The 18,629-nt window shown below is 30.6% G+C and carries 20 protein-coding genes; 14 read left to right on the plus strand and 6 right to left on the minus strand.

Annotation, left to right across the window (positions count from 1 at the left end):
- Position 1: 1 nt before the first annotated feature.
- The 4 genes from H0I27_RS11030 to H0I27_RS11045 are packed head-to-tail and all read right to left on the minus strand — an operon-like array spanning position 2 to position 2,419.
- Positions 2–289, minus strand: a complete 288-nt coding sequence (locus tag H0I27_RS11030; RefSeq protein WP_218730758.1) for a 2TM domain-containing protein — start codon at positions 287–289, stop codon at positions 2–4.
- Positions 290–291: 2 nt separating this feature from the next.
- Complete coding sequence (locus H0I27_RS11035) at positions 292–615, minus strand: 2TM domain-containing protein (RefSeq protein WP_218730759.1); 324 nt, start codon at positions 613–615, stop codon at positions 292–294.
- Positions 615–1,976, minus strand: coding sequence for a 2TM domain-containing protein (locus tag H0I27_RS11040; RefSeq protein ID WP_218730760.1), 1,362 nt, complete (start codon positions 1,974–1,976; stop codon positions 615–617). Before H0I27_RS11040 ends, H0I27_RS11035 begins: the two co-directional genes overlap by 1 nt.
- 29 nt (positions 1,977–2,005) lie before the next feature.
- Positions 2,006–2,419, minus strand: coding sequence for a DUF2141 domain-containing protein (locus tag H0I27_RS11045; protein ID WP_218730761.1), 414 nt, complete (start codon positions 2,417–2,419; stop codon positions 2,006–2,008).
- A 610-nt stretch (positions 2,420–3,029) separates the two neighbouring features.
- Between H0I27_RS11045 and H0I27_RS11050 the strand changes: the two genes are divergently transcribed.
- The 11 genes from H0I27_RS11050 (at position 3,030) to argH (ending at position 14,466) form a co-directional block, all read left to right on the plus strand.
- Positions 3,030–3,647 carry a GNAT family N-acetyltransferase gene (locus H0I27_RS11050; protein ID WP_218730762.1) on the plus strand — a complete coding sequence of 206 codons (618 nt, stop codon included), beginning with the start codon at positions 3,030–3,032 and terminating at the stop codon, positions 3,645–3,647.
- A 4-nt stretch (positions 3,648–3,651) separates the two neighbouring features.
- A complete protein-coding gene (locus H0I27_RS11055) occupies positions 3,652–4,830 on the plus strand; it encodes an argininosuccinate synthase (RefSeq protein WP_218730763.1) in 1,179 nt (392 codons plus the stop codon).
- Between the two features lie 100 nt (positions 4,831–4,930).
- Positions 4,931–5,914, plus strand: coding sequence for an N-acetyl-gamma-glutamyl-phosphate reductase (argC, locus tag H0I27_RS11060; protein WP_218730764.1), 984 nt, complete (start codon positions 4,931–4,933; stop codon positions 5,912–5,914).
- Between the two features lie 154 nt (positions 5,915–6,068).
- Positions 6,069–6,860, plus strand: coding sequence for a pyrroline-5-carboxylate reductase (proC, locus tag H0I27_RS11065; RefSeq protein WP_218730765.1), 792 nt, complete (start codon positions 6,069–6,071; stop codon positions 6,858–6,860).
- A gap of 39 nt (positions 6,861–6,899) precedes the next feature.
- Positions 6,900–8,030: an aspartate aminotransferase family protein gene (locus H0I27_RS11070; RefSeq protein WP_218730766.1), complete on the plus strand. Its 1,131-nt coding sequence runs from the start codon at positions 6,900–6,902 to the stop codon at positions 8,028–8,030.
- Between the two features lie 77 nt (positions 8,031–8,107).
- The gene (locus H0I27_RS11075) at positions 8,108–9,304 is read left to right on the plus strand and encodes a glutamate-5-semialdehyde dehydrogenase (RefSeq protein WP_218730767.1); all 1,197 of its coding nucleotides are present in this window, start codon (positions 8,108–8,110) and stop codon (positions 9,302–9,304) included.
- 52 nt (positions 9,305–9,356) lie between these two features.
- Positions 9,357–10,121, plus strand: a complete 765-nt coding sequence (gene proB / locus H0I27_RS11080) for a glutamate 5-kinase (protein ID WP_218730768.1) — start codon at positions 9,357–9,359, stop codon at positions 10,119–10,121.
- A gap of 91 nt (positions 10,122–10,212) precedes the next feature.
- Positions 10,213–11,151, plus strand: coding sequence for an acetylornithine carbamoyltransferase (locus H0I27_RS11085; protein ID WP_218730769.1), 939 nt, complete (start codon positions 10,213–10,215; stop codon positions 11,149–11,151).
- An 87-nt stretch (positions 11,152–11,238) separates the two neighbouring features.
- The gene (gene argB, locus H0I27_RS11090; RefSeq protein ID WP_218730770.1) at positions 11,239–12,015 is read left to right on the plus strand and encodes an acetylglutamate kinase; all 777 of its coding nucleotides are present in this window, start codon (positions 11,239–11,241) and stop codon (positions 12,013–12,015) included.
- A 3-nt stretch (positions 12,016–12,018) separates the two neighbouring features.
- Entirely contained in the window at positions 12,019–13,086 is a 1,068-nt protein-coding gene (locus H0I27_RS11095; protein ID WP_218730771.1) for a M20 family metallo-hydrolase, read from the plus strand.
- Positions 13,087–13,191: 105 nt separating this feature from the next.
- The gene (gene argH / locus H0I27_RS11100) at positions 13,192–14,466 is read left to right on the plus strand and encodes an argininosuccinate lyase (protein ID WP_218730772.1); all 1,275 of its coding nucleotides are present in this window, start codon (positions 13,192–13,194) and stop codon (positions 14,464–14,466) included.
- Positions 14,467–14,546: 80 nt separating this feature from the next.
- Here the strand turns inward: argH and H0I27_RS11105 are convergent, their stop codons facing one another.
- Both H0I27_RS11105 and H0I27_RS11110 read right to left on the minus strand, forming a co-directional pair.
- Entirely contained in the window at positions 14,547–15,143 is a 597-nt protein-coding gene (locus H0I27_RS11105; RefSeq protein ID WP_218730773.1) for a hypothetical protein, read from the minus strand.
- A 5-nt stretch (positions 15,144–15,148) separates the two neighbouring features.
- Positions 15,149–15,934, minus strand: coding sequence for a metallophosphoesterase (locus H0I27_RS11110; protein ID WP_218730774.1), 786 nt, complete (start codon positions 15,932–15,934; stop codon positions 15,149–15,151).
- A gap of 390 nt (positions 15,935–16,324) precedes the next feature.
- Between H0I27_RS11110 and H0I27_RS11115 the strand changes: the two genes are divergently transcribed.
- The 3 genes from H0I27_RS11115 to H0I27_RS11125 are packed head-to-tail and all read left to right on the plus strand — an operon-like array spanning position 16,325 to position 18,626.
- Complete coding sequence (locus H0I27_RS11115) at positions 16,325–16,945, plus strand: GDSL-type esterase/lipase family protein (RefSeq protein WP_218730775.1); 621 nt, start codon at positions 16,325–16,327, stop codon at positions 16,943–16,945.
- Positions 16,946–16,975: 30 nt separating this feature from the next.
- The gene (locus H0I27_RS11120) at positions 16,976–17,704 is read left to right on the plus strand and encodes an esterase family protein (RefSeq protein ID WP_218730776.1); all 729 of its coding nucleotides are present in this window, start codon (positions 16,976–16,978) and stop codon (positions 17,702–17,704) included.
- Positions 17,705–17,714: 10 nt separating this feature from the next.
- Positions 17,715–18,626, plus strand: a complete 912-nt coding sequence (locus tag H0I27_RS11125; RefSeq protein WP_218730777.1) for an alpha/beta hydrolase — start codon at positions 17,715–17,717, stop codon at positions 18,624–18,626.
- The last annotated feature ends 3 nt before the right edge of the window (positions 18,627–18,629 follow it).

Raw genomic sequence — 18,629 nt, forward strand, 5'->3', positions numbered from 1 at the left:
ACTATTTTTTTTCATTCATAAATTCTTTAATCTTTTTTTCTTCCCAATTGTTTCCTAAACCTAATAACTTTAGTCCAAAAACAGACAACCAGTGAAAGAAAAGCCCTATTCCCCAGCCACATAAAGAGAACCAAAACCAATGAAAATGAGGTTCGAATTTTAAATTTACAAAAATTATAATCGGTATCACAATACAATAAATACTTAAATGTGTGTAAAACCCTTTTATCTTTTTTACTCTTTTCTGCGCTCTAATATATTGTTGTTTTTGCGTAGTATCTGTATCCATAATTATCTTCTATAATTTTGTTCATCCATATACTTCTGAATCTTCTTTTGCTCCCAATCTTTATTCATAAACAAACTTAAACCAAAAGTATTCAAAGCCTGAAAAGCAATTCCGATTCCCCAAAAAAACCAAATTTTATAATTATGATAATTAGAAAAAGCTTCCATAAAGGTATCTCCATCATTTATATCTCCAACTATAAAAATGGCACTTAAAAAGCTGTTTACAATAATATAAGTTGCCAGGTGTTTATAGAATTTACTAATCTTTTCAACTCTTTTCTTTGCTAAAATATATTTTTGTTCTTGTGTAAGTTCCTTTTCCATTATCTTCTGTTTTTATGCTGATTCTCGGCTTCCATCATTTCTTTTATCTTTCTTTCCTCCCAATTATTGCCTAAGAAAATATTGTAGTTATTTACTTCTAAAAAGTGAAATGCCAATCCCATTCCCCATCCAAAAATTGGAAACCAAAACCAATGAAAACCTGAAGAGAACCTTAAATTGATAAAAATTAAAAAAGGAATTACAATACAATAAGCTGCTAAATTCTGATAAAATTCTTTTAATTTTTCTACTCTTTCTACTGCTTTCACGTATTTGCTATTTTCTAAATCGTCGTTGTACATAATATCGTTCATTTTATATAAGAGAGGTAAACTCACCTTAAAAGTTTTGTTATTGTTATCTATTTTCACTCCCTTTTGAGTGATCAATCCATATCTATCCGCAATATTCTGCAATCCTACTTTAGTGCTTTTCCCTATTGCTTCTTTAGGATTTACATTGTTTTCTATTATTAAATAAGTATCTTCTTCATAAATACTAACTGTTAAAGGTTTAGAAGATGAAACCACATTGTGTTTTACCGCATTTTCTAACAAAAGTTGCAAAGAAAGTGGTACAATTTTTAAGTCATTATTACTTATGGTATCTGGAATATTAAATTTCACTGCATCTTCAAAACGCATTTCTAACAACTGCATATACGTTTTTGCAAATTTTAATTCTTCTTCAATAGGTACTAAATCTTTGTTTCTTTGCTCTAAAACATATCTGTATACCTTAGATAATTTGGTTGTAAATTTTTCTGCTTGCGCAGGGTTTTCTCCAATCAAACTCGTTAACACATTTAAACTATTGAATAAAAAATGTGGATCTAATTGATTTTTTAGAGACTCAAATTTTGCAGTTTCTGTTTTTGCAACAATTTCTTGTTTGGTAGTTTCCTGGGTCATAGCACTTTTCCAATTCACCATAAAACCTTTGGCATGAAAAAAAGCAGCGACTCCTAATGAAAATATGATTGCAAATAAATGGACCCAAACTAAATATCCTTGAAAGAAGTTTTCTACTTTATATCCAAAAAGCAATATATATTGTATAAAATGAATAATTAAAACGGCAATTACTGTATAAATTACGGTAGTTATAATTCCTGCCCAAACTCTTTTGTTGGTTTCTTTAACCCAATCCCATTTGGTGTTTAAGTATTCATTAATAATTCCGTTTCCAAGTCCTAAAGTAAAAGAATACATTCCCGAAATTAAAAAGGTAATACCTGCACCTTTAAAACTAAATTGTTGGTTTATAACTATAAAAACGATCCCTATAACTATGGTCAGTTTTGTACAAAGTATAAAATCATCTTTAATTTTATTATAAATGTGGTTGGTAGGTGTCTTCATTTTGGGAAATTGTTCTTAAAAAATTCTAACTAAAATTTAATTTCTAAAGATACATTTTTATCGTTAACCTTAAATTTTGCATGTTCAAATCTTGGCGGACCAAAAGTCATGTTATTGTTAGAAGCACCATAATCTTCTAAAGGCATTCCATTAGCTTTAAAATCCATTTTATCATTATCATTTTTATCATGATAACAAATAATTGCATATTCGCCTCCTTCTACGTTTTCGAAAACCACTGTACTTTTCCCTGCTTCAATTATAGCATTAGCACTCTGTATTGGTTTCATTCTATAATTTGTTTTGTCATATAAAGCAAAACCAACTTTACCAGAATCTGAAGTAATATTTACTACAGTTGCTGTAATTGTTTTGTTTTGAGCTGTTACTAAGTTTGTAACACATAACATTGCCGTTGTTAAAATTGCTAAGATAAGTTTCATAATAAGTTGTTTTAAGTGGTTAATTATACTACAAAGATGCAAATCAACCTTAGTTCTATAAATTTAAGAATACCGAGTTGTAATTTTTTAAGGATGAGTTGTAGTTTTCACATAAAATAATCAGTAATAAATAATAAGCAGTAATTTAATCACCATTAATATTATGAAAAAAAGATTTTTTAAGATATCTGTTGATTTATTTTTAACGCAAACCATAAATTTGTTTAAATTTGATAAAACTGATAAAAAAGCACTACATTTTTGATAATAATTTTTAAAAAATATTTACTTTAGCAGTATGATTACCACAAGAATAAATAATTTATGTACTACAATAGTTCCCAGCTTGCGCTTGCGCAACCGCCGTCGCTAATATTCTACTTTAGCTACAAGACAACTTATTATAGTATTTATCCATTTATTTATTTTATCGTGAACAATTCTTACAAAACTTACTTACAATCTTTCGTTATCTTAAAAAATAACAATTTACGACGTAGTTTTTCTATTCGCCCTTTGGGTGTTTAGATAATTATAGAGTTTAGGTGAGTCCGATTCTACATTCAAAAAGAACAAACAACAACTTTAATAAAATAAAAAACACAATGCAATGGAAATTGTAATTGCTAACAAGTCACATATTGTTTATGCAGATATTATTTGCAAAACAATAGAAGATGCTGCTCAGGTTAGAGGAACAGGTATCGCAAAAAGAAAACCAGAATATGTTGCCACAAAAATGGAAAACGGTAATGCTGTAATAGCATTACAAAATGGTGAATTTGCAGGATTTTGCTACATAGAAAAATGGGGGCATGGAAAATTTGTTGCCAACTCTGGTTTAATTGTACACCCAAATTATAGGAATATTGGGTTATCAAAAAAAATAAAACAAAAAATATTTGAGCATTCTAGAACTAAATTTCCAGATGCGAAAGTTTTTAGTATTACAACTGGTTTTGCTGTAATGAAATTAAATAGCGACTTAGGCTATAAACCTGTACCTTTTTCTGAGTTAACAGACGATCAATCTTTTTGGGATGGATGCCAAACTTGTAGAAACTACGATGTTTTAACAAGAACAGACAGAAAAATGTGTTTGTGTACGGGGATGCTTTTTGATCCTGCAAAAATAAAAAAAGAAGAGAAAACTCCTTTTAAAGAAAAAACATTTCAAAGATTAAAACGAATAAAACAAGCATTGTTTCTTAAAAAAAATAAAGAATAATATTATGAAAAAATTAGTAATAGCTTATAGTGGAGGTTTAGACACATCTTATTGTGCAGTTAGTTTATCTAAAGAATATGATGTACATGCCGTAAGTGTTAACACAGGCGGATTTACAACAGAAGAGATTAAACACATTGAAAGTAACGCCTATAAAATGGGAGTTTCTACGTACAAAAATATTGATGCAGTTGCTACGTTCTACAACAAAGTAGTAAAGTATTTAATTTTTGGTAACGTATTAAAAAACGCTACGTATCCACTTTCTGTAAGTGCAGAGAGAATTATTCAGGCAATTGAAATTGTAGAATACGCAAAGAGTATTGGAGCTGAATATATTGCTCACGGTAGTACAGGTGCAGGAAATGATCAAGTTCGTTTTGATATGATTTTTCAAACTTTGGCTCCTGGAATCAAAATTATTACGCCAATTAGAGACCAAAAATTAACAAGACAAGAAGAAATAGATTATTTAAAATCTGAAGGTATTGATATGCCTTGGGAAAAATCTAAATATTCTGTAAACAAAGGTCTTTGGGGAACTAGTGTTGGTGGAGTAGAAACTTTAAAGTCAGAATTACCTTTACCTAGTGAAGCATATCCTTCTCAATTAGAAAAAGAAGGTGAAGAAAAAGTAACTCTAACTTTTAAAAATGGTGAATTTGTTGCTTTAAACGGACAAGAAAATGCTCCGGAAGTAAATATCGAAAAATTAAACGACATCGCTTCTGCATATGCAATTGGTAGAGACATTCATGTTGGTGATACAATTGTTGGTACAAAAGGAAGAGTTGGTTTTGAAGCTGCAGCGGCTTTAATCACAGTAAAAGCACACCATTTGTTAGAGAAACACAACTTAACAAAATGGCAATTACAGCATAAAGAGTATTTATCTAGTTTTTACGGAATGCATTTACATGAAGGGCAATATTTAGATCCTGTAATGAGAGATACGGAAGCTTTTTTACAAAGTTCTCAAAAAATGGTTTCAGGTAATGTAGTAGTTTCTTTGAAACCTTATCATTTTACTTTAGACGGAATAATTTCTGATCACGATTTAATGTCTAGTGCATTTAGTACGTATGGAGAAGAAAACAAAGCTTGGACAGCAGATGATGCAAAAGGTTTTATTAAAATTTTAGGAAATCAGAATAAAATATACAGACAAGTAAATAACAAATAATGTTGAATCGTGTAATTGTTTAAGTGATTATTTTCACAACGATTACACAACATAACAATTACACGATTAAACAGTTACACAGTTAAAAATTTTCAAAAGCATGAAAAATTTAGAAGTAGGAATTATAGGAGGAGCTGGTTATACTGCTGGTGAATTAATTAGATTATTGTTGAATCATCCAAAGACAAATATCAATTTTGTATACAGTACTTCTAACGCTGGTAACAAATTGTATAAAGTGCATCAAGATTTAATTGGTGATACAGACATCAGTTTTACAAGTGAAATAAATGCTGATGTAGATGTTTTATTTTTATGCTTAGGTCATGGAAACTCAACTTCATTTTTACAAAAAAACAGCTTTTCTGATAACACGAAAATTATTGATTTAAGTAATGATTTTAGATTACTTGCTGATAAGAATTTTGAAGGTAAAGATTTTGTGTACGGTTTACCAGAATTAGATAAAGAAAGTATAAAAACAGCAAAATACATTGCAAATCCTGGTTGTTTTGCCACTGCAATACAATTGGCTATTTTACCTTTAGCAGCAAATGGTTTGTTAAAAGATGATGTGCATATTAATGCAGTAACAGGTGCAACTGGAGCAGGAACGTCATTATCTGCAACGACACATTTTACATGGAGAGATAATAACTTTTCTCATTATAAAGCATTTAATCATCAACATTTAGGAGAGTACAACCAAACTGTAAACCAACTACAACCTAGTTTTAATTCTGAAATTAATTTTATGCCAAATCGTGGTGATTTTTCTAGAGGAATTTTTGCAACTACGTATACAAAGTTCGATGGTTCTCTTAAAGAAGCAACAGAAATTTATAAGGCGTATTATAAAGATGCTGCTTTTACCTTTGTTTCTGATGAAAGCATTTTTATGAAACAAGTTGTAAACACCAACAAGTGTTTAGTACAGTTAGAAAAACACGGCAATAAGTTGTTAATTACAACCACTATTGATAATTTATTAAAAGGCGCTTCTGGTGCTGCAATTCAGAATTTAAACTTAATGCATGGTTTTGAAGAAACCCTAGGTTTAAATTTAAAAGCAAATTACTTCTAGTAGTAAGTAACTCGAGTTAGCGATTGAAACTTTTCGGCTACGCTCAAGACAGGCTCCATCCTTTTTTGGTGTCGGTTTAAAAAAATTTGTATCGAGAACAAAATAAGATATAGTGTAAAGCGCAACCTTTAGGGAACGTAAAAAAATATTAATTATGAAAGCAGCAATTATTGGAGCAGGAAGTTTAGGACAGTCTATTGCCAAAGGTTTATTAAAAAACAAAGTGGTAAGTTCTTTGTATTTAACAAAACGAAATACAAGTTCAATAGCAAGTTTTAACACTTATAATGAAGTAGTTTTAACTTCGGATAATGAAGAAGCTGTTAAAAATTCTGACATTTTAATATTTGCCGTTCAACCAAGACATTTAGATAAAATTTTAAAAGATTTAAAATCTCTTTTAACAGAAAATCATGTTATAATTACAGTAATTACAGGTTTTTCTATAGAAAAAATAGAGGCTATTATTGGAGTCGATAAATTTATTATTCGTTCTATGCCAAATACTGCAGCTGCTGTTGGTCAGTCTATGACATGCCTTTCGCCAAATACAAAAGGAAAAGAAAAAGTGGAATTAGCCAAAACTATTTTTAATAGCTTAGGTCAGTCTATGGAAATTCCGGAAGAACAATTACAAGCCGCAACAGTAATTTGTGCAAGCGGAATTGCTTTTTGGATGCGCTTAATTCGTGCCACTACACAAGGCGCAATTCAGTTAGGTTTTGAAGCCGATGAAGCCCATAAATTAGCCATGCAAACATGTTTTGGTGCGGCTAGTTTATTAAAAGAATCAGGCAATCATCCAGAAGCAGAAATAGACAGAGTTACCACTCCTGGTGGTTGTACAATAGAAGGGTTAAACGAAATGGAACACCAAGGTTTAAGCTCTTCTTTAATTAAAGGGATCAATAAATCTTTCGATAAAATTAACCAAATTAAAAACTAATCAACGGGTGTAAACCCATTGCTACTAAAAACTATCATTATGCCATTATTTAACGTTTATCCTCTGTACAATGTTACTCCTGTAAAAGCTAAAGGAGTTTATGTTTATGACGAAAACAAAACAGAATATTTAGATTTATATGGCGGACATGCTGTAATTTCTATAGGTCATGCACATCCTAAATACGTAAAAGCGATAACCAGTCAGGTTGAAAAACTAGGTTTTTATTCGAATGCTATTCAGAATCCTTTACAAGTTCAATTAGCCGATAAATTAGAAGCCCTTTCTGGCTGCAAAGACTACGAATTATTTTTATGTAATTCTGGTGCTGAAGCAAATGAAAATGCCCTAAAATTAGCTTCTTTTAAAACCGGAGAATTTAGAGTTATTGCGTTTAAAAATGGTTTTCATGGTAGAACTTCTGCTGCGGTTGCTGCAACCGATAATAAAAATATTATTGCACCAATTAACGCGCAACAAAAGGTTACTATTTTAGAATTAAATGATATTGACGCTGTAAAAACAGAACTAGAAAAAGGTGATGTTTGTGCGGTTATCGTTGAATTTATTCAGGGAGTTGGTGGTTTAGATCAAGCAACTAGTGAGTTTTTCGAACAAGTAGATGTACTTTGTAAAGCAAATAACACCTTTTTTATTGCCGATGAAGTGCAGTCTGGTTACGGTAGGTCTGGTAAATTCTTTGCTTTTCAGCATTATAATGTAACTCCCGATGTTATTTCGATAGCAAAAGGAATGGGAAATGGTTTCCCGATTGGGGGAATTTTAATTCACCCAAATGTTGAAGCTAAATTCGGAATGTTAGGGACTACTTTTGGAGGAAATCATTTGGCTTGTGCTGCTGGTTTATCTGTTTTAAAAGTAATTGAAGAGGAAAACCTAATAGATAATGTAAATGAAATGTCTTGCTATTTCATAAAAATTGCAAAGACAATTCCACAAATAAAGAATATAAAAGGTAAAGGATTAATGCTTGGTTTAGAATTCGATTTTGAAGTTGGAGATTTACGTAAGAAGCTAATTTATGACTATCATATTTTTACAGGTGGTGCGATGAATAAAAACCTTTTAAGAATTTTACCTCCATTAACACTAAAGAAAGAGCATATCAATCAGTTTTTTGAAGCTTTGGTTGATGCTTTAGGAGAATAATTTGCTCCCGTAAAGTCGCAAAGATTTTTACTTAAACTAATACTAGAAACTGCAACTGATTACTATAAACTTAAACTATGAATACGTTATTATCAATTGAAATTAGAAATGCTGTTTTACTTACAATGGCAGAACTTCTTGATAAAGAAAGAGAAGCTATTATTTGTATCAACAAAAAAGATTTAGAATCTTATAAAGGAGATGATATTTCTATGTTCGATCGTTTAAAAGCGGATGATAAAAAAGTGGATGAAATGATTGCTGCTGCAAAACATTTAGCTTCACAAGAAGATCCGGTTGGTGTAGAGCGTTTTAGTTTTAAGCATGATAACGGAATGCAAGTCTATAATAAAACGGCTTCTTTTGGAACGATTCTTATTATTTATGAATCGAGACCAGATGTTACTGTAGAAGCTGCAGGAATTGCTTTTAAATCTGGAAATAAAATATTATTAAAAGGTGGTAAAGAATCTTTAAATTCTAACTTAAAAATTGTTGAATTATGGCATCAGGCTTTAAAAAAGCACAATGCTTCTACAGATTGGGTAGAATATTTACAATTTAACAGAACAGAAACACAAGCTTTTTTAGAAAAACCAACACAAAAGGTAGATTTAATTGTTCCTCGTGGTGGCGAACGTTTAATTGCTTTTGTAAAAAAACACGCTACGTGTCCTGTTATAATTAGCGGACGAGGAAACAACTTTGTGTATGTAAGTAATGATGCTGATTTAGATATTGCAATTGATGTGATCATCAACGGAAAATCAAAAATATCTGCTTGTAATGCTGTTGATAAAGTATTAATTGATGCTAATCTTACTAATAAAGAAGTATTCATCAATAAATTAATATCAAAATTAAACGAATCTAAAATTAAAGTTCTAGGTGATGAAACTGTAGCTAAAAACCATCAATTAAATCAGATTTCATCAAACGAAGTTTGGTACGAAGAGTTTTTAGATTATAAAATTGTAATTGGTGAAATAGCTTCAAATACTGACGCTATTGCAATGATTAACAAATATGCTGGCGGACATTCATCAGCAATTATTACTAAAGAAATTAAGAAAGCTAAAGTATTTATGGAAAACGTAGATACCGCAGTTGTCTATCATAACGCTTCTACTCGTTTTACAGATGGTGGTCAATTAGGTTTGGGTGGCGAATTAGCAATTAGTACAGACAAATTACACCAACGTGGGCCAATCGGTTTACAGCATTTGGTAACCAATAAATGGTACGTTCATGGAAATGGACAGGTGAGAAGTTAAAAATTTTAGTTGGCAGTTTACAATCACAGTAAACAGTTGAAAATTAAACACAATGCAAAAAAAGAAACGTATTTTATTAAAAATAGGCTCTAACACGCTTACCAAAGAAACGGATAATATTTCTAGAGGAAAAATTGAAGATATTGCGAATCAGATTGCAAAATTACAAGATACTTGTGAGTTTATTATAGTAAGTTCTGGAGCAATTGCCGTTGCAAAACAGTTTGTAAAACTAGAAAGTAAACATGAAGAAGTTTTTGTAAAACAAGCTTTGGCTTCTATTGGTCAGCCACATTTAATTAGAATCTATCAAGAAATTTTTAGAGAATACGGTTTATTGAGTTCTCAATGCCTTCTCTCCTATTCAGATTTTGAAAAACAACAAAGTAAAACCAATATTGTAAACACTATTAATGTGTTGGTAAACAACAACTACATTCCTATTATTAACGAAAATGATACGGTTGCAACCGATGAAATTCAGTTTGGTGATAATGATAAACTAGCAGCTTTAACAGCTACTTTATTACATGTAGATTTACTAATTATTGCCACAAATACCAATGGAATTTACACCAAAGAGTCTTTTAAAAACAACGCACCAGAAACTATTTTGGTTGTTGAAGATTTTGACCATTTAAAGGATGAAGTTGTAAATTCTAAATCATCCCACGGAAGTGGCGGAATGGCTTCTAAAGTTGAAGCAGCAGAACTTGCAAAAAACGCAAACATAGAAACTTGGATTGTAAACGGTTTAGAAGACAATTTTATGACCAATGCCATGAATAATACAGTACCATTTACAAAAATAAAATAATTTACCTAAAAGGTTTTAAAACCTTTTAGGTATCATAAAAGAAGGCCTATAAAATTTAAAATCTATAGGATCTGATAAAAAAAAGTAAAAAATGAAACATTACACATCCATTAACGACATAGACAATATCAATTCTTGGATTGAAGAAGCAAAAACAATTAAAGCAAACCCTCTAAAGAACATTGAGTTAGGAAGAAACAAAACATTAGGTTTGTTATTTTTCAACTCTAGCTTGCGTACACGTTTAAGTACACAAAAAGCAGCTTTAAATTTAGGCATGGATCCTATTGTAATGAATGTTTCTGGGGATGCCTGGGGAATTGAGTTTGGCGATGGAACAGTAATGAATGGAAACACTGCAGAACATATTAAAGAAGCTGCCGCTGTAGTATCTCAATATTGCGATATTATTGCTGTAAGAGCTTTTCCTACCTTAACGGATAAAGAACTAGACGAATCAGAACAGATATTAAATTCATTTGTAGAATTTGCTTCAGTACCAGTTATAAGCATGGAAAGTGCTACTGGTCATCCTTTGCAAGGTTTAACAGACGCAATTACTATTTCTGAAAACACTACAAAAAAGAAACCAAAAATAGTGTTAAGTTGGGCTCCACACGTAAAGGCTTTGCCACACGCTGTTGCTAATAGCTTTACACAAGCAATGCAAAAAATGGATATCGAATTTGTAATTGCAAACCCTGAAGGTTATAATTTAAGTTCAGAAATAACAAAGGACACTCCTATTTATCATAATCAGGAAGAAGCTTTTAAAGATGCAGATTTTATCTATACAAAGAACTGGAGTTCTTACGATGACTACGGAAAAATATTAAAAACAGATTTAGATTGGATGATTACCAAAGAAAAAATTGGTGAAGCAAAATTTATGCACTGTTTACCTGTTAGAAGAAATGTTGTAGTAGAAGATGCTATTTTAGATTCTGACAGTTCATTAGTTATTGAACAAGCAAATAACAGAACATACGCTGCTCAATTGGTATTAAAGAAGATATTAGAAAACAACTAACGTCATTGCGAGGCACGAAGTAATCTGTCTATTTAATTAAGAGATTGCTTCGTCATTCTTCCTCGCAATGACAGATACTTAACAAAAATGGAAAAACTATCAATCATAAAAATTGGAGGAAACATCATTGAAGATGAAACTTCTTTAAATGCTTTTCTAAAATTATTTTCTAACTTAGACGGATACAAAATTTTGGTCCACGGAGGAGGAAAACGTGCCACTCATATTGCTTCTAAATTAGGTATCGAATCTAAAATGGTAAATGGTAGACGTATTACAGATGCAGAAACGCTGGAAGTAATCACCATGGTTTATGGTGGCTTGGTCAATAAAAATATTGTAGCTAAATTACAAGCATTGCAAGTTGATGCTATTGGTTTAACAGGAGCTGATATTAACAGTATTAAATCAGAAAAAAGACCTGTTAAGAATGTCGATTTTGGTTTTGTAGGTGATGTAAAACAAGTGGCTTCTAATTCTATTGATAAATTAATTAAAGCTAATTTTACACCTGTTTTTTGTGCAATTACACACGACGGAAACGGACAATTATTAAATACCAATGCAGATACAATTGCGAGTACCATTGCAGTTGGTATGAGTGAAATCTACGAAACATCTATTTATTATTGCTTTGAATTAAATGGTGTTTTAAAAGATTTTAATGATAAAAATTCTGTGGTAAAAAAAATCGATACAGATACATATAAAGAATTATTAGACGCTAAAATTATTACAGACGGAATGATTCCAAAAATAGACAACTGTTTTGATGCTTTAGATAATGGAGTTTCAAAAGTACATATTGGAAATACATCTATGCTAACAAAAGAAAACGATAATTTTACCACAATAACATTATAAAAAATGAATATTGAAAAATTAACAGAAAAGGCTATTTCTCTTTTAAAGAACTTGATTGAAACACAATCATTTTCTCAAGAAGAAGAAAATACAGCAAAATTGATAGAAGGTTGGTTTATAGAAAATAAAATACCTTTTAAAAGAACAAAAAATAATATTTGGGCAACCAACAAATATTTTGATGACAGCAAACCAACCTTATTGTTAAATTCCCATCACGATACCGTACATCCAAATTCAGCATACACCAATGATCCTTTAAAAGCCATTGTAAAAGATGGTAAATTATATGGGTTAGGTTCTAATGATGCGGGTGGTTGTTTGGTTTCTTTAATGGCTACATTCACTAATTTTTATGCACAAGAAAACCTAAAATACAATTTGGTAATTGTAGCTTCTGCAGAAGAAGAAAATAGTGGTCCTAATGGACTAAATAGTATGTTATCTATTATTCCACATATTGATGTAGCAATTGTTGGTGAACCTACTTTAATGAATTTAGCGGTTGCAGAAAAAGGTTTAGTTGTTTTTGATGCTGTTGTAGAAGGAACTCCGAGTCATGCTGCACACCCAAATAATAACAACTCTATTTACAATACTATTGAAGTATTACAATGGTTTAAAGATTTTAAGTTCGAGAAACCTTCTGTGGCTTTAGGTGATGTAAAAATGACCGTTACACAAATTTCTGCAGGTTCTCAACACAATGTTGTGCCAGCACATGTAGATTTAGTAGTAGATGTACGTGTAAATGATGCGTATTCGAATAAAGAAATTAATGAAATATTACAAGAAAAAGCACCTTGTACTACAATTACACCAAGAAGTTTACGATTAAACTCCTCTTGCATTTCTACAAATCATGACTTGGTAAAAGCAGGAATTGCGATGGGAAGAGAAACTTACGGTTCTCCTACGCTATCCGACCAATCTGTGTTAACTTGCCAATCCTTAAAGTTAGGACCTGGAGACAGTACTCGTTCTCATTCTGCCAATGAATTTATTTATCTTGCAGAAATTGAAGAAGGAATTCAAATTTATGTAGAATTGCTGAATAGAGTAATTGTTTAAAAAGTAATATAACAAAACGTCAAAACGAGGAAGTATCACAAAGTTATCTCTCAATTAATAAAGAGATTGCTTCGTACCTCGCAATGACAACAAAATATAAAAAATATGAAACTTTGGGATAAAGGATTTTCAATAGATCAACAAATAGAAAGATTTACCGTTGGTAATGATAGAGAAATTGATATGCATATTGCTAAATATGATGTTCAGGCTTCTTTGGCTCATGCCATAATGCTAGAATCAATTGGTATTATTACTGCGGATGAATTGAAAGACTTAAAAAGAGGATTGCAAGAATTAGCGGATGATATTGAAAACGGAACCTTTGTTATAGAAGCTTCTTTTGAAGATGTACATTCTAAAATTGAATGGGAATTAACCAATAAGTTAGGCGAAGTTGGTAAGAAAATCCATACTGCTCGTTCTAGAAATGACCAGGTTTTAGTAGCACTACAGTTGTACTACAAGGAGAACTTGGCAATTATCAACGATAAAACAAAAACACTTTTTGATACCCTTTTAGGATTAGCAGAAACACATAAAGAAAGTCTTTTACCTGGTTATACACATTTGCAAGTTGCCATGCCATCATCTTTTGGTTTGTGGTTTTCTGCGTATGCGGAATTGTTAATAGACGATGTATATATGTTAAATGCAGTTTCTAGAGTTGTAGACCAAAATCCATTAGGTTCTGCAGCTGGTTACGGATCTTCTTTTCCTATAGACAGAGAATTAACCACCAAGGAATTAGAATTCGCTACGATGAAATACAATGTAGTTGCAGCCCAATTAAGTCGTGGAAAAAGCGAGCGTTCTATTGCTTCCGCCTTAGGCGGATTATGTAACACCATGTCTCGTTTTGCAATGGATGTTTGTTTATACATGAGTCAGAACTTTGGGTTTATTACTTTTCCTGACGAATTAACAACAGGAAGTAGCATTATGCCACACAAGAAAAACCCTGATGTATTTGAATTGATTCGTGGAAAGTGTAATAAAATTCAGGCATTACATACAGAAATGGTGATGATTACTAATAATTTACCAACCGGATATCACAGAGATTTTCAGTTATTAAAAGAAAATATTATTGCAGCTTTTGAAGATGTAAAAGATATTTTAGACATCTTTAATTACTCTATTCAACAAGTAATTGTAAAAGATATTGATTTGAATGATGAAAAGTATCAATATTTATTTACAGTTGACAGCATCAATAATTTAGTTGTTGACGGTATGAGTTTTAGAGAAGCTTATCAGAAAATTGGTGGACAAGTACAAGCCGGAACATACAAACCAGATTTAGGAAAACAGCATACACATGTTGGTAGTATTCACAATTTATCTTTGGATAAGATTGCTGAGAAATATCCGAAGTAGAAATTATCTATTCCATAAAAAAGCCTTGTTTACAAATTGTAAACAAGGCTTTTTACTTTATTAATTAACTTAAATATTGTTTAAAAATAAAAGTTCACTCCAACATCAGCACTAAAAACATCAAGTACACCAACCTCTTTAGACGTAATTGCATACCATAAATAGGTTTCTACAGTCCCGAATTCTAAATAAAAATCTACTCCTTTAAAAATTTTTGGCTTTTTAAAATCCTTATGCAATAAAGCTCCACCAAAAAAAGTAAAATGAACAGCTGTAGGCACATAATAACCATCAGGATACAAACTAGGAAGCGTAGTAAAAGAATTCGTTCCTATGTCTAAAGTTGTTGTAAAACCCGCTATAGGTGTTATTGTTAAGTTTTCACCAATTACTTTTCTATAAATAGGAAACGTATTCTTAATGGTAATTAAATGTATGTTATCTGCTCTAGATGCAAACTCAGGAACAAAGCCGTATAATAATTCTGAGTACAAAACATCATTAAATAATTGATAACCTGCTCCCACAGAAACAAGACCAATATTTCCTGCAAATTGAGCTTTTACATAATCTGGTACATACCAAGATTTTTCTTTTACTACATCAGTTTCTTGAGCATAAACATTGTTAAATAATAACAACAATATAGATACTATAAATATTTTTCTAATTTTCATTTATTTTATAATTCAATCAATTCAACACTAAACCCTTTATCCTTCACAGATACTATATTATACGCCTTCTCTTTAACAGCAGGTGCAGTTAGGTAACTTACATCACCTTCTTCATAAAAATAACTGTGCGTATGTCCATGAATAGATAATGGAACATTGTATTTTGACATGGTAGATCTGTACTTTTCTCTTAATTCATCATCAAATTGATCTCCATAAGGAGGAATATGAGCAATGACAAATACTTGATTAAAAGATATATTGTCTTCTAATTCTGATGTTAACCAATCAAAATCTAACTCCTTTTCACTTTCCCAAACAACATCATCAAAAAGAACAAACTTGTTATTATTAAATTCAAAAGAATAATTATAATCACCAAACATTTTCTTGTAGATGATTCCTCCATTTATATTATAATCATGATTTCCAATAACGGTTAGATAAGGTTTCTTCAATTTAGACATTATATCATGAAAAATCTCATATTCTCTTAATAATGCTTGATCAGCAATATCACCTCCAAAGATTACAAACTTAATATCATCTCTTTTATTTATATCATCAATTACTGTACTAAGTTGATCATAAAAAAAATGTACATCTGATAAAAAAGCAAATTTAAATTCTTTAGAGTCTACTGTAATATTCTCTAATAATTTTAAATTTTTATCAGTAGTATTTTGTTGTTCGGTTTTAACGTTTGCTTCATAAACACTAAACTCAAAAGGATGTTTACAGCTTGTAAAAACGAGTGTAAGACCTAGTATTAATATTCTAATATATTTCATATATTTTAACTATGTTTTATAATTTAATGCAAATTTATTCAATAAGTAGACGACACAAAAACATAAACTTACATTAAGTAAAATAAAAAATGATTCCAAAAACACAAACAGACCTAACCAACTATAAATAAACTACATAAATAACAAACTTTACAAATTAAATAAATAATATAATTAGTCGCTGTACTAACAAAAAACCATACATACTTCTTTTATAAATTGATAATTGAACTCGAAAAAATCACTTTCGTAGACATAAAAAGTGATTCTACTTGTATTTTAGTAGGGATATTCCTTAAAAACGCAAGGACAACGCTTAATTTTATAACCATTTTAATACTATTTAACTTTTTAATTCTATATTGAAAAATTAACCCTAAAAAAATATACATGTTTTGGTATCATCCAGATTTAGAACGATTAGAAAATCAAATTCAAGAATTAGAATATCATCCCAAAACGATTTTTTACGGAAGTTCTACATTAACCCTATGGAATAACTTAACTACTACTTTTAAAGAACACAAACCTATAAATTTAGGATTTGGAGGCTCTACCCTGGCTGCTTGTACTTGGTTCTTTGATCGTGTTTTTGAGAATATAAAAGACATAGATGCTATTGTAATTTATGCAGGAGATAATGATTTGGGAGATGGCAGACATCCAGAAGAAATTATTCTATTTTTAGAAAACTTACTACTTAAAATTAGAACTAAATACGGTAACATAAAATGCACTTGTATTTCTATAAAACCTAGTATTGCACGCAGTCATCTGCAAGAAAGCATCAATTATACAAATATAAAAATTCAAAAATTAATGTCTAAAGACGATAATTTTCATTTTGTAAATATTTATGATGACTTATTAGATAAAAAAGGAAAACCTAATAGCAAGTATTTTGAAGAAGATGGATTACATTTTAATACCAAGGGTTACAACTTATTAGAAAAAGCACTCCAGAAACATCCTATAATTTTCCCTCAAAAAATACTCGAAAAAACATTTTAAAATAGTATCTTAATGGAAAATTAATTTTTCATGAAAAGAGAATATCATAAATGGTATAGTCAAAATCTTGAAAAAGAAATGGAACTCCTTGTATTTGGATATTCAGGTGAAAAAGTTTTGTTTTTCCCACCGAGAATGGGACGTTTTTATGATTATGAAAACTGGAAAATTATTGCCTCTGTAGAGCAAAAGATTAAAAAAGGAGAATTACAAGTTTATTGTGTAGACAGTGTAGATTTAGAATCTTTTTACAATAGTTTTAAAGATCCAGGTTATAGAATTTATAGACATATACAATATGAAAACTACGTTATAGAAGAAGTACTCCCTTTTGCCAATTTACAAAATTCAAATAAAAATATAGTTTCTGCAGGTTGCAGTTTAGGTGCTTACCATGCAGTAAACATAGCCATGCGACATCCAAAATTGTTTTCTAAAGTTGTTGGTATGAGTGGACGTTATGATTTAACGAAATCTAATGGTTACTTTAAAGACTTGTTAAGTGGTTTCCATAATGATTTTGTGTATTTTAACATGCCGAATCAATATTTAAAAAATTTAGATGATCAAATTTTACTTAGTCAATTGAGTAAAATGAATATTATATTAGCAGTCGGAAAAGAAGATGTTTTTCTAGAAAGCAACTATAAACTATCTAATATTTTACAGGAAAAAGGAATTCCACATCACTTATTTGAATGGCAAGAAGAAGCTCATAGAGCATGTTATTGGCGTACAATGGTAAATCTCTATTTTTAAAATTATCTATATGAAACTAATACTTATTTTTTTATTTATGATGATATCCTTTGGTCAATTACAAGCACAAAATAAAGTTGTCTCTCTTTGGAAAACCATACCAAATAGCAAAGAAACCAGCGAAGAAGAATTTATAGAACATGGAGATATTGTTAAAATATCTAAAGTTAAAAAACCAACATTAGAAATTTATGCTCCATCGAAACGAAATGCAACAGACAAAGCTGTTATTATATGTCCGGGGGGAGGTTATACTATGTTAGCCTATGATTGGGAAGGCACTGAAATTGCAAAATGGTTTAATAGCAAGGGAATTACTGCTTTTGTTCTAAAATATAGATTACCAAATTCCAAATCTATAAAAACTCCCAATGAAGCTCCTTTGCAAGATGCCCAAAGAGCTATGAGATGGGTTCGTTTTAATGCTGATAAATTCGGTATTAATCCTAATAAAATTGGTGTTATCGGTTTTTCTGCTGGAGGACATTTAGCCGCTACTCTAGGGACTCAGTTTCATACTAAAAATAACTTTAAAGAAGAACCTACAGACACCATTTCTGCAAGACCAGACTTTATGGCTTTAATTTATCCTGTAATTACGATGAAAGATGATTACACACACAAAGGTTCTCGAAATCAATTGATAGGTAAAAAACCTACCCAAGAATTAATAGAACAATACTCTAATGAGTTACAAGTTACAGAAAATACACCTCCTACTTTTTTAGTACACTCCTCTAATGATACTGCAGTTCCTGTAGAAAACAGTTTACAGTTTTACAAAGCTTTAAATGATAAAAAAGTAAAAGTAGAAATACATATTTATCCTTATGGAGGTCACGGTTTTTCTTTAGCAATAAATAAAAAAGGGTACTTACACACTTGGTTAGATCGATTAGAAGATTGGCTAAAAACCATATAATTT

This window comes from Polaribacter sp. HaHaR_3_91 (assembly GCF_019278525.1).
Lineage (GTDB): Bacteria > Bacteroidota > Bacteroidia > Flavobacteriales > Flavobacteriaceae > Polaribacter.